Source organism: Flavisolibacter tropicus, assembly GCF_001644645.1.
In the GTDB taxonomy this organism is placed as follows: domain Bacteria; phylum Bacteroidota; class Bacteroidia; order Chitinophagales; family Chitinophagaceae; genus Flavisolibacter; species Flavisolibacter tropicus.
This window is the reverse complement of sequence record NZ_CP011390.1, coordinates 3,722,152-3,734,084: the sequence shown is the minus strand read 5'-3', so window position 1 is coordinate 3,734,084 and position 11,933 is coordinate 3,722,152. Positions and strand designations below refer to the sequence as shown.

At 44.0% G+C, this 11,933-nt stretch carries 10 protein-coding genes; 9 read left to right on the top strand and 1 reads right to left on the bottom strand.

The features are described 5' to 3' along the window. Window positions 1-394: 394 nt before the first annotated feature. On the top strand, window positions 395-1,831 hold the full coding sequence (asnS, locus tag SY85_RS15740; RefSeq protein WP_066405851.1) for an asparagine--tRNA ligase: 1,437 nt from the start codon (window positions 395-397) through the stop codon (window positions 1,829-1,831). 203 nt (window positions 1,832-2,034) lie between these two features. Here asnS and SY85_RS15735 read toward each other — a convergent pair whose 3' ends face one another. Then, window positions 2,035-2,829, bottom strand: a complete 795-nt coding sequence (locus SY85_RS15735) for a universal stress protein (protein WP_066405850.1) — start codon at window positions 2,827-2,829, stop codon at window positions 2,035-2,037. Between the two features lie 347 nt (window positions 2,830-3,176). On the opposite strand from SY85_RS15735, the gene SY85_RS15730 reads away from it, so the two are divergent. The 8 genes from SY85_RS15730 to SY85_RS15695 all read left to right on the top strand — a co-directional run bounded on the left by SY85_RS15730 (window position 3,177) and on the right by SY85_RS15695 (window position 11,479). Next, window positions 3,177-3,686: an ExbD/TolR family protein gene (locus SY85_RS15730; protein ID WP_066405849.1), complete on the top strand. Its 510-nt coding sequence runs from the start codon at window positions 3,177-3,179 to the stop codon at window positions 3,684-3,686. Between the two features lie 272 nt (window positions 3,687-3,958). Further along, window positions 3,959-4,903 carry an isopenicillin N synthase family dioxygenase gene (locus SY85_RS15725; protein WP_066405848.1) on the top strand — a complete coding sequence of 315 codons (945 nt, stop codon included), beginning with the start codon at window positions 3,959-3,961 and terminating at the stop codon, window positions 4,901-4,903. A gap of 247 nt (window positions 4,904-5,150) precedes the next feature. Then, the gene (locus SY85_RS15720) at window positions 5,151-5,489 is read left to right on the top strand and encodes a PadR family transcriptional regulator (RefSeq protein ID WP_066405847.1); all 339 of its coding nucleotides are present in this window, start codon (window positions 5,151-5,153) and stop codon (window positions 5,487-5,489) included. 31 nt (window positions 5,490-5,520) lie between these two features. After that, window positions 5,521-7,740, top strand: a complete 2,220-nt coding sequence (locus SY85_RS15715) for a PspC domain-containing protein (protein WP_066405846.1) — start codon at window positions 5,521-5,523, stop codon at window positions 7,738-7,740. A gap of 106 nt (window positions 7,741-7,846) precedes the next feature. Further along, window positions 7,847-8,671: a hypothetical protein gene (locus SY85_RS15710; RefSeq protein WP_066405845.1), complete on the top strand. Its 825-nt coding sequence runs from the start codon at window positions 7,847-7,849 to the stop codon at window positions 8,669-8,671. 516 nt (window positions 8,672-9,187) lie between these two features. Then, the gene (gene gcvT / locus SY85_RS15705; protein WP_066405844.1) at window positions 9,188-10,273 is read left to right on the top strand and encodes a glycine cleavage system aminomethyltransferase GcvT; all 1,086 of its coding nucleotides are present in this window, start codon (window positions 9,188-9,190) and stop codon (window positions 10,271-10,273) included. After that, window positions 10,273-10,746 (top strand): SRPBCC family protein, encoded by a 474-nt coding sequence (locus SY85_RS15700; RefSeq protein ID WP_066405843.1) that lies wholly within the window; start codon window positions 10,273-10,275, stop codon window positions 10,744-10,746. Before gcvT ends, SY85_RS15700 begins: the two co-directional genes overlap by 1 nt. A 7-nt stretch (window positions 10,747-10,753) precedes the next feature. Continuing rightward, the gene (locus SY85_RS15695; protein ID WP_066405842.1) at window positions 10,754-11,479 is read left to right on the top strand and encodes a 2-phosphosulfolactate phosphatase; all 726 of its coding nucleotides are present in this window, start codon (window positions 10,754-10,756) and stop codon (window positions 11,477-11,479) included. Window positions 11,480-11,933 lie beyond the last annotated feature (454 nt).

The following is an 11,933-nucleotide window of genomic DNA, read 5'->3' as shown; positions in this document are numbered from 1 at the left end:
CCAATTCCTCCTCTCTTGCACTTAACCTGTGGGTCTCCTGTACCTAGTCTGTACCTCTTCTGTACCTCTTCTGTAGGTAAGTCCGTACCAACTGCACAGAAAAAGCCCTCTACCTGCCTTCCACATTTACTACTCCTCCTACCATCCTCCTATATACATTCACTCCTGACTCACCACTCACCATTCACCACTCATCATTCATCATTCATTACTCATTACTCACCCCTGTCTTCCTTTCCCTCCATTGCCCCTTGAACATTGAAAATTGAGCATTGAACATTCCCTCACTTCTTCACTCTTCCTTCCTTGTTCCTTGTTCAATATTTCTTCCTCCTTATCTCTTTTTCCTCCTAGCCGCTCTTAGCCATATCTTTGCAGCCTTTCAAATAAGCTTATGTTCAACAACCGTGTTAAAATAAAAGAGCTGCTGACATGGCAGCCAGAGCAGCAGCAAGTGACTGTTATGGGTTGGGTGCGTACCTTTCGCAACAATCAGTTTGTGGCCCTCAACGATGGTTCTACTAATAATAACGTACAGGTAGTATTAGAGCTGGGTAAGTTTAACGATGACCTGCTTAAGCGTATTACCACCAGCGCCGCTCTGAAAGTAAAAGGCACGGTGATCCCTTCTTTGGGTAAAGGACAAACTTTAGAAGTAAAGGCCGACGAGGTAGAGATCTTAGGCGACAGCGATGCTGAAAAATACCCGCTACAGCCTAAAAAGCACAGCCTGGAGTTTTTGCGTGAGATCGCGCACCTGCGCTTCCGTACAAATACGTTTGGATCTGTGTTCCGCATCCGCCACGCACTGGCATTCGCCGTACACCAGTTCTTTAATAACAAAGGCTTTATATACCTGCATACGCCTATCGTTACGGCTTCTGATGCGGAAGGGGCTGGTGAAATGTTTCGTGTAACCACGCTGCCTTTTGATAACCCTCCACGCAAAGAAGACGGTTCAATAGATTATGCAGAAGACTTTTTTGGCCGCTCTACCAACCTGACAGTAAGTGGTCAGCTGGAAGGCGAGTTGGGTGCTACTGCTTTTGGTGAGATCTATACGTTTGGTCCAACATTTCGCGCTGAGAATTCTAATACAGCCCGTCACTTGGCAGAGTTCTGGATGATTGAGCCGGAGATGGCCTTCCATGACCTGGAAGACAATGCTAACCTAGCCGAAGAATTTATCCAATACCTGATCCGATATGTAATGGAGAACAATGCTGACGACTTAGAGTTTCTGCGTCAGCGCCTATTGGATGAAGAAAAGCAAAAGCCACAAAACGAGCGTAGTGAAATGGACCTGATCCAGAAGCTGGAATTTGTGGTAAACAATAAGTTTGAGCGTATTACTTATACAGAAGCGATCGATATTTTATTACAATCACCTCATTACAAAAAGAAGAAGTTCCAGTACGATGTGAAGTGGGGTATTGATATGCAAAGTGAGCACGAGCGTTATCTGGTAGAGAAGCATTTCAAAAAGCCTGTAATTGTAACCAACTATCCTGCTGATATCAAATCGTTCTACATGCGTCAGAATGATGATGGCAAAACGGTAGCCGCTATGGATATCCTGGCGCCGGGCATTGGCGAGATCGTAGGTGGCTCTCAGCGTGAGGAGCGCCTGGATAAACTGGAGCAGCGCATGAAAGACATGGGTGTGCCTAGCGAAGAATTGTGGTGGTATTTAGATACCCGCCGCTTTGGTACCGTGCCACATGCCGGCTTTGGATTGGGCTTTGAGCGTATGGTGCAGTTTGTAACCGGTATGGGTAACATCCGCGACGTAATAGCTTTCCCTCGCACACCAAAGAATGCTGAATTTTAAATTAGATAGCTAATACAATAACAAGTAAAAAGCACAGCCTACGCTGTGCTTTTTTTATGCTCAAACAGTCTAATACGCTTGTACATTAAAAATAGGAACATCTATTCGCAATACTAAGCGGTCAAAAGGAAGACAGGGCCTTACTTGCACATCTCACGTTTCACGTCTCACGATGCCTGTCTTTAGGATCTAAACAGTACAACTTAATTTTTTATAGTTAGAATAGGCTTGGATGTATGATGAATCAGCTTTTCGGTATGCAGCTTAAAAAACAATCGCTCAATCACGTTGTGTTCATGTGGTAGTACGATCAGTAGGTCCGTTTCAGGTTGCTGCACTAAACGCAACAAACATTTATTGACATCTTCTTCTTTGATCCATTGATAGCTGGGTTGTAGCGGCTCTAAACCAGGGATGGATAACGGCTGCGTTGGCTCTTTTTCCTCTACATGTACTACCTGTAAGTTTATGCTTAGCGTCTGTAATAACCCAACGATCTTATTAGAAGGAAAGGCCTCTTTATTACTGAGATCAGTGGCCAGTAGCGCATTGGTAAAATGATACTGGGTATAAGTTTGCGGTATCGTAAAGACTGGACAATCTAGATGGCGTAAAATGTCTATGGCATTGCTGCCAAAGAATAAGCGCTCTGCGCCGCTGCTTTCATGCGTGCCAAGAACGACAGCCATCGGATTGTTTCGTTTACACCATTCTTCCACCTCGTAGGCTACATCGCCCAACAGGCTTTCTGTTTCAATGGCCAGCCCGGCAAATTCAGACGACAAGCTGTCTTTAGATAAGGCCAGACGATTATCAGCATTGGTTTTTAATTCATCGGCCGATATCAACATCACCGGCATGTCGTTCATAGTAACCGGTATTTGATAAGCATGTAGCAACACTAATGCCGCTCCAGTTTTTTTCGCCAATGTAGCGGCATAACGCAAGGCATTATCCGAAGCAACAGAAAAATCAGAAAGTGCAACAATGGAATTCATACTAAAACATTTATCAGGTGCAATTAACAAGCCTTAAGCTACAAAACAATTGAGCAAAGTCAACATTGATCTATGATCTTTGGTTCCCTACCCAACGCTCACATTTGATATCTGATGCAGCCTCCCTCACCACTCACCATTCACCAATCTACTGTCAACCGTCATCCGTTGACCGTGGCCCCTCTCTATCGGCTGTTTAGCTTATAGCGTGCAGCGTGTAGCTTGCAGCCGTCCTCTTTCACGTCTCACGATTCCTCAACATTCAACCCCATCCCTGCAACTCTTATTCCCGATACCCATTTTATGGAATCCGTGCTGTTTTTCATCTTATTAATAAACCAACGATTATGGCAGAAATTATTACCGCACCCAACACGTCCAGCAAGAGACGGTCTATAAGAAAGCCCTTACGTATTGATATGACGCCTTTGGTTGATCTGGGTTTTCTGCTCATTACTTTTTTCATCTTTACCTCTACTATGGCTGAGCCCTATGCTACAAAACTGTATATGCCGGCCGATGGTCCTTCAACTACATATGGGGAATCTGGGACCTTGACCGTATTACTGGACAAAGACAATCGCATTTATTATTATGAAGGCCAGTGGGATGAAGCCGTAAAAACCAATAAGGTAAAAACAACTGGTTATGACTTGCAGCAAGGTTTGGGACAGGTGATCCGGCAAAAACAGCAACGCTTAGGCATGGATCGCGACACCCTGATGCTGATCATCAAACCGTTGGACCAAGCCTCCTATGCCAATGTGATCAACACCTTAGATGAAGTATTGATTAATGGTGTAAAACGTTATGCTATAACTGATCCTACACAGGATGAGAAATCCTTTATCAAATAAACTTGGTACCAAAGCCAACTGTAAAGCCGGATATACCTAATGTGGTATATCCGGCTTTTACCTTATTATGTTTTTGATTATCTGTTTACTCTCCTTCCAAAATAAACCTCCTTCCCTCTTGTCTTTCTGCCAACTACCATCTATCCTCTGTCATCTTCAGCTAACTAATGACTCAATGACCATTGACTCCTTTGACTCTTTCAACCTCTTTTAACTCTTTTTCTCACATAACAAGCAATATCATTCTATTTTTGCACACAAAAAGTGCACATATGAACATTCCTGTAGTAGATCTATCGGATTTTTTAAGTGGTGATGCTACCCGTAAACAAAACTTTGTAAACGAACTGGGTAAGGCATACGAGGAAGTAGGTTTTGTAGCAGTAAAAAACCACGGTATCTCTGACGACCTGATTGCTGATCTTTATAAATACGTACAAGCGTTCTTTGCTCTTCCTACAGATACAAAGTTGAAGTATGAGAAGAAGGAGCTGGCTGGACAAAGAGGCTATACTTCTTTCGGACGTGAACATGCTAAAGGTTATGAAGCACCAGATCTGAAAGAGTTCTTCCAGTTAGGACAAACTGTTACAGATAACGATCCAATCAAAGAAGAATACCCAGACAACGTAACCGTAGATGAAGTTCCAGAGTTCACTCCAACTATGTTAAGTGCTTACAGCAACTTTGAAAAGAGTGGCAAGTCTTTGCTACAGGCCATTGCTCTTTATCTGGGATTGGATGAACATTACTTTGATGAATATGTGCACAACGGTAATTCTATCCTGAGAGCCATTCACTATCCACCCATTACAAGCGAGCCCAAATCGGCTATCCGTGCCGAGCAGCATGAAGATATCAACCTGATTACCTTATTAGTAGGTGCATCTGCCGATGGTTTACAGATTCTGACCAAGCAAAACGAATGGGTAGGCGTTACGTCATTGCCGGAGCAAATAGTGGTGAACGTAGGGGATATGTTACAGCGATTAACCAACAACCGTTTACGTTCTACTACCCACCGTGTGGTAAACCCGCCAAGAGAGTTGTGGGCTACTTCACGCTACTCTATTCCTTTCTTCTTGCACCCTAAAGGCAGCATGAACCTGGCTTGCTTAGAAGGTTGTATTACAGAAGGCAGTCCAAAAGCGTATGAAGATGCTACTGCAGGTGAATACCTTGACGAGCGTCTTCGTGAAATCGGTCTAAAAAAGTAAGTTTTTCATTTACTGATTATAGTGAAAGCGCCCATTTGGGCGCTTTTTTATTGCCATTTATCCAGTAAGCCGGCCACTCAAAATTATTTAGGTGACTCATTACTCACTGCTACTTGCTCATAATCAGTGCTTTGATATATTTAGTGCTGCCTTGCATCCCCGATTACTGTAAAAAATATGGTACTATGTGTTGTATAGTACTGAATGACACCATATCTTTGTTCTAACAAAATAAAACTTCCAGATCATGAACATAGAAAATACACAGAGCCAGATGCGGAAGGGAATCCTGGAGTTTTGCATTTTATCCATTATTCGCCGTGGGGAGGCCTACCCAAGTGATATCGTGGAGGAAATGAAAGCTGCCAATCTGCCGATTTTAGAAGGCACCCTCTACCCGCTGCTCACGCGTCTGAAAAACGCCGATATGCTCACCTACCGCTGGGTAGAAAGCTCTTCCGGTCCACCACGAAAATATTTTTCGCTGACCGAGAAAGGGGAAGCGTTCTACAACGAGTTAGAACAAACCTGGCAAGAGCTAGCAAACGGTGTGAATGCATTAACTGCTAAAAAACTAGAAGAATAAACCACATACACTTCAACCAAACGCATACAAAATGAAAAAGATTATCAATATAAACTTATCAGGTCGAGTGATCCCTATAGAGGACGCTGCCTATGAAAGTTTGCAACGCTACATTGAAAGCTTGCGCCGCTACTTTGCCAATGAAGAAGGGCGAGACGAGATTATCAATGATATTGAAAGCCGCATAGCCGAATTAATGAACGACCGCGTTCGTCGTGGTGCGGCTGCTGTAACTGAGGCCGACATGGAAGAGATCATTGCTTCCATGGGGCGTGTAGAAGATTTTGAAGAAGCCGATGCTGCTGAAGCTACTACTACCGGTACTGCCGGAAGCCAGGCTGGAACAGGTAATGCTGCCGGTACGGAATCTCGCCGCTTCAAAGGTCGCTTGTACCGCGACAGCTCAGACAAGATGCTGGGTGGTGTATGTTCTGGCTTAGCCAATTACATGAACGTAGATCCTGCTATTGTACGTTTGTTATTTGCCATTATCACCTTCGGTGGTTTTGGTCTGGGCATATTCTTATATATCCTGGCTTGGATTATTTTACCAGCCAGGGATCTGGATGGTTACGTGGGAAAGCGCCTGTTTCGCAACCCAGACGATAAGATACTGGGTGGCGTTTGTGGAGGTCTGGCTGCTTACTTTAACCGGGAAACCTGGATCGTCCGTCTGATCTTTGCTGCGCCGCTGTTGTTAAACATTCTTTTCAGTTTTATCAATGGTATCTTCAATGTTTTCCATCGCGGTCCTGGCGTGCCTGACTTCTTCTTTGGTTCCTTTACCGGCACATTTGTACTGGCCTATATTGTACTATGGATTGTATTGCCGGAAGCGCGCAGCCCATTTGAGAAAATGGAGATGCGCGGTGAGAGGGTAGATGTGAACCGCATTCGCCAAAACGTTCAAGAGGGAATGGGTGACTTAGGTAAAAGAGCACAGGCCTGGAGTGAAGAAGTACGCGAGTCTGCTGAGCGCTTAGGCCAAAGAGCCAGCACCTTTGCCAACACACGTGGTAAAACGTTTGCCGCTGAAGTTTCACAAGCGGCTCGTCCGGCAGCTCAAGGTTTGGGACATGCCATAGGCGTATTGTTTAAAGCATTTTTCTTATTCATAGCTGGTGTTATTGCCTTTGCCTTATTTGTAATGGTGCTGGTATTTACATTTGGCGGTGTTGCACAGCCTCTCAATAACTTTTTCTTGAATGGTTTTGACCAGAAACTGGCGATGTGGGGTATCCTGATTTTCTTCTTGGCGGTGCCTTTGATTGCGGTTATTACCTGGATCGTACGCCGTTTAATGAAAGTGCGTTCACAAAACCGTTACCTGGGTTGGACATTTGGTGGTCTGTGGACCTTAGGTTGGGTTTGTTTATTCTACTTTATTGCTTCTGTAGGTAGAGACTGGCGTTATGAAAGCCGTGTTTCCCAAGATGTAGTAGTTCCTCCAACCAACATGAACCGGATGGTAGTGCGTATTGACGAACCAAAAATTGAATACAGTGGCACTTTTGGATGGTTACACGATGACCATAATGATCGCGGTGGATGGGATATTACCGAAGACTCTATTCGTCTTTCTAATGTAAAGATCCGTGTAGCCAAAAGCGCTGATCCTTTCTATCATGTCACTTTGTGGAAAGAAAGCCGTGGCAGTAATCGGCAGGACGCTGCACAACGGGCATCTTTATTAACCTATAGCGCTTCTACGTTGGATAGTGCCTTGGTTTTGGGTAGCGGGTTTGGTGTAGGAAAAGCACAAAAGTTCCGTGGTCAGCGTGTTATTGTAGAAGTACAGGTACCTGTTGGAAAAATAATCCGCTTTGATGAAACCGTTAGCAAATTGGAGTTCACCAATATTCGAATAGCCGAAAGAAGTGATTGGAGAAATCGCCGTTGGGAAGTGGATTGGGATAATGATAGCTATTATGATTGGGAGCCAGGCATTGACTATGTGATGAATGAGAATGGCGACCTGGTTAACCCAAATAAACCAACAACCACAACTACTACAACTACTACAACTCCTGGAGGTGTCTATGAGTACAAAAAGAATAGTGGAGAACCTACAAAGAAGCAAGATAGCCTGCGCAAGGTGATTGAAGAAAAAGAGCGCCAGCTGGAAGAAGACCGGAAGCGTTTGGAGCAGGTTGAAAAGCAAGATGGTACTACTTTTTTAAGAAATGGTAATCAATCTACCGCTAAACAAGACATGAGTCTTCTTTCTCCAGTGTTTTCACTGATCATATAACTCAACTCGGTTGAAGTAATCTCGCAATAGCGGGATACCAAAGGCCCCCCAATTCTTTGGAGGGCCCTTTTTATGCCAATTATTATACACTCTTAAATACCAAAACATGAAAAAACTACTAAAACTAACAGCCTGGATTGTAGGCATTATTGTAATTGTCCTAGGTGTCATCTTTTTTATTTCCTGGAAGTCACCCAAGTATTACACATTGCATCAACAACACCAACCCTATGCCTACACCCCTTTCAAAAACTACACAGGAGAACACCCAAGACCAATGATCATAGAAAAGAATAACATCCTTGTTTTTGGTGCCCAACATACGCGGGATCCCAAGAACCCTGAGATAGCTATGATGGAGCAGCGGTGGAAAACCTTTAAGCCAACAGTAGCACTGGTTGAGGGGCGTCTGGGTTTTTTGTTGCCAGGGTTTATGGATCCGGTAGAAAATCTGGGGGAGGGTGGAAAAGTAAAAGCGCTGGCGCAAAGTGACGACATACCACTATACAATTGGGACTTGTCAAAAGAAGCACTGGCGAAACAACAGGAAAAACATTTCAGCAAAGAGCAGATAGCGTTAGCCCAGATACTGAACCCCTATTTTAGCCAGTTACGTTTTGGCAAGCCGGCTTCTCCAGAATCATTTATTGAAGAATATCTAAAAAGAGCGGCCAGTGTGGGCTTACAGGACAGTATCAAAACTGCGCAGGATGTAGACCGGATTTGGAAAAAATACTTTCCGGCAAAAGACTGGCGCACAGTATCAGATGAATATGGCTTGCCGGGTTATTTGGGCGAGATGATGGCGGTGGGAAATGATCTTCGCAACCAGCAATTGGTAGCTGCCATAAAGGAACTGACTGCGAAAGGCGAACGAGTTTTTGTGATCTGTGGCTCCAGCCATGCCGCCTGTATAGCACCTGCTTTATGATAAGGTAGATACATGCATATTGTATCCAACCCAATTTGTTCAATGAACAGCGTTTCCTGTTCATTGAACATTTCCTCTTTCCCTAGTTTAGTATCCTTCTCTCACTATTCACTCCAAATTCCACTCATTTGAGTTTTAGTTACCGGGGAGTTATAGAGAAGTTACAGAGGAGTTATAAAGGAGTTATAGAGGATATCATCCTCTACTCCTCCCATATACCTCCTATATGGGTTCACTAATGGTCCCATAAGGACTCGTTTGTCCCCTATGAAGCCTTCCACTCCCTGTGCCTTGAACATTGATCGTTGAGCATTGAACATTCCTCCCTCCCTTCTTCCTTCATCATTCCTTGTTCCTATAGCTTATTGGTTAGAAAGCAAATGGGCTGTTTTGCTTGCAGCGTGCAGCTCTCTCGCACCTCCTGGCTTTCCATCACCCATTTTCTCCCTAATCCCTAAATCTCCCCAAATCCCGGTTCAGACATATATTTGCGTTTCTTACAAAACAAAAGTCTATATGAAGAATACGCCTTTCACACAGAAGCATATTGAGCTGGGTGCCAAGATGGCTGAATTTGCCGGTTATAACATGCCGATCAGTTACAGTGGTATCAACGAAGAGCATCAAACCGTTCGCAAAAATGCCGGCGTATTTGATGTAAGTCACATGGGGGAATTTATCCTGAAAGGTGAGAAGGCGCTTGATCTGATTCAGCGCATTACCTCAAACGACGCTTCAAAGTTAACAGCAGGTAAAGCGCAATACAGCTGCCTGACTAATGAAGATGGCGGTATTGTAGACGACCTGTTGGTATACTGCATTGAGGAGAACAAGGTGTACATGGTGGTAGTAAATGCCTCTAATATTGAAAAAGACTGGAACTGGTTTCAGAAGCATAATACCGATAACATAGAAATGCACAACATTTCTGACCAAACCTGTTTGCTGGCTGTACAAGGGCCTAATGCTACAAAGATCCTGCAGGCGCTTACCGACATGGATATTCTGAATTTGAAATATTACACTTTTGCCAAGGGTACATTTGCTGGTGTAGATAATGTATTGGTGAGTGCAACAGGTTATACCGGTGCTGGTGGTGTGGAAATCTATTTTGAAGACAAGGATGGCGCTGCTGAAAAGATCTGGAACGCTATTTTTGAAGTAGGTGCACCACAAGGCTTAAAACCGATTGGTTTGGCTGCGCGCGACACCCTGCGTTTAGAAATGGGCTTTTCCTTATACGGAAATGATATTGATGATACCACTTCTCCATTGGAAGCCGGGCTGGGTTGGATCACCAAGTTCACCAAAGACTTTACCGCTAAAGAAAAGCTGCAAGGCCAAAAGGAAGCCGGTGTACAACGTAAACTGGTAGGCTTTGAAATGGTAGACAAAGGTATTCCTCGCCACGGTTATGAAATAGCAGATGCTTCTGGTAACCGTATTGGTTATGTGACTTCTGGTACACAGGCACCTACCTTAGGCAAGGCCATTGGTATGGGCTATGTGCAGGTTGAGCACGCAGGTATTGATACATCTATTTATATTAAAGTACGCGATAAGCTGTTACAAGCTAAAGTGGTTAAAATTCCGTTTGCCTAATGTCCTTTATACAGCTAACCACCTTTATTGAAGCACCTATAGAACGAGTCTTTGATCTAAGTCGCAGCATCGAGCTTCATAAAGGCTCGATGCAACGTTTTAACGAAAAGTGTACGGCCGGCAAGCAGGGCGGACTACTGGAGTTGAACGAAACCGTGACCTGGCAAGCCAAGCACTTGATGAAAGAGCGACAGTTGACCACAAAAATAACGGCCCTGCAAAAGCCGTTTAGTTTTATAGATGAGCAGGTAACAGGCGATTTTGTTTTACTCAAACATGAACATTATTTCAAGCCTGTCCAAAATGGCACGATAATGATTGATCAGTTCCACTTTCAGGTACCCTACGGGGTTATTGGTAAATGGGTCAGTCGTTTTTATTTGACGGGATATATAACTAAACTTCTGGAGCAGCGGAATCAGTTTATCAAGGAAGTGGCCGAGACCAATAAATGGAAAATGTTTTTAAGCTAAAACAACAATGAACAAACCTACATTATATACCTGTCTATCTCCAGCGCTCTTACATCTTTATGATGTAAGGGACTGTGTAGTAGTGGTAATAGATATTTTACGTGCTACCTCCACCATTTCTACGGCCTTGTACAATGGCGCAAAAGCCATTATACCAGTAGACAGTGTTGAAAAATGCATTCGTCTGGGACGCGAAATGGAGTGTATCACGGCCGGCGAACGCGACGGTAAAGTAGCTGAGGGCTTGCAGTATGGCAATTCCTCTTTTGAATATCCCCGTGAATTCATTGAAGGAAAAACCTTGGTGCTGACCACCACAAATGGTACCAAGCTGCTGCACATGGCTCTGGCCAAAGGCGCTACGGAAATTATTACCGGCTCCTTCCTGAACCTGTCGGCCGTATGCGATCACCTGCTTAGTCAGAATAAGAATGTGGTTTTGGCCTGCGCTGGCTGGAAAGACAAAGTAAACCTGGAGGATACGTTATTTGCTGGTGCGGTAGCGGCTCGTGTCAAGGAGCAGTTCACCGTAAACTGCGATGCCACCCAGGTAGCCGAAACATTGTACGGCGTGGCCGCAGATGATTTGTTTGGTTTTATGAAAGCTAAAGACGCCTCTCACTACCACCGCCTTATAGGCTTTGGCTTAGAAAGAGATATCCGCCATTGTCTTACTCCCGATCTGGCCAATGTGTTGCCGTATTATGTTAATGAGCGCCTGGTAATCCGATAAGAGATATAAAATGAACAAAGTAAGCCGGTCAGCATTGACCGGCTTTGTTTTTTAATTATTCCATAAAAACGCCATTTCATTCATTTGAATATTCAGCTCATTCATTATCAGAGATTCTTTCGGCTTACAGCGTTGTTACTTTACAGTAAAGAACACGGACCGTATTTCACGTAAAGAGTTTTTTTAGGTTTATTTAGGTGTCAACATTTCTCCCCTGTCTTTTGCCGGGGGATTTTTTTTGTCGTTACAGTATACCCGCCTCTGTAGTTGTTACCTAGTATTTTACCATAGTTTTAGACCTTTTCTTAGGTTATGTGCACTTCTTTCTTTTACTTTTGCCGATTGGCCCAATCGCAGATAAGAGGATTTAATTAGGAGCTTGCGGATGCTCAAAATCGTATACGCCTACCCTTGTTGGATCTTGATAATGTGCTAGTTAGGTCAGTTGCATGTT

Coding starts and splice junctions, on each gene's coding strand:
- SY85_RS15700 (WP_066405843.1), top strand. CDS start 10,273: ATGTCCTTTATACAGCTAACCACCTTTATTGAAGCACCTATAGAACGA.
- SY85_RS15730 (WP_066405849.1), top strand. CDS start 3,177: ATGGCAGAAATTATTACCGCACCCAACACGTCCAGCAAGAGACGGTCT.
- SY85_RS15720 (WP_066405847.1), top strand. CDS start 5,151: ATGAACATAGAAAATACACAGAGCCAGATGCGGAAGGGAATCCTGGAG.
- SY85_RS15695 (WP_066405842.1), top strand. CDS start 10,754: ATGAACAAACCTACATTATATACCTGTCTATCTCCAGCGCTCTTACAT.
- SY85_RS15710 (WP_066405845.1), top strand. CDS start 7,847: ATGAAAAAACTACTAAAACTAACAGCCTGGATTGTAGGCATTATTGTA.
- gcvT (WP_066405844.1), top strand. CDS start 9,188: ATGAAGAATACGCCTTTCACACAGAAGCATATTGAGCTGGGTGCCAAG.
- SY85_RS15715 (WP_066405846.1), top strand. CDS start 5,521: ATGAAAAAGATTATCAATATAAACTTATCAGGTCGAGTGATCCCTATA.
- SY85_RS15735 (WP_066405850.1), bottom strand. CDS start 2,829: ATGAATTCCATTGTTGCACTTTCTGATTTTTCTGTTGCTTCGGATAAT.
- SY85_RS15725 (WP_066405848.1), top strand. CDS start 3,959: ATGAACATTCCTGTAGTAGATCTATCGGATTTTTTAAGTGGTGATGCT.
- asnS (WP_066405851.1), top strand. CDS start 395: ATGTTCAACAACCGTGTTAAAATAAAAGAGCTGCTGACATGGCAGCCA.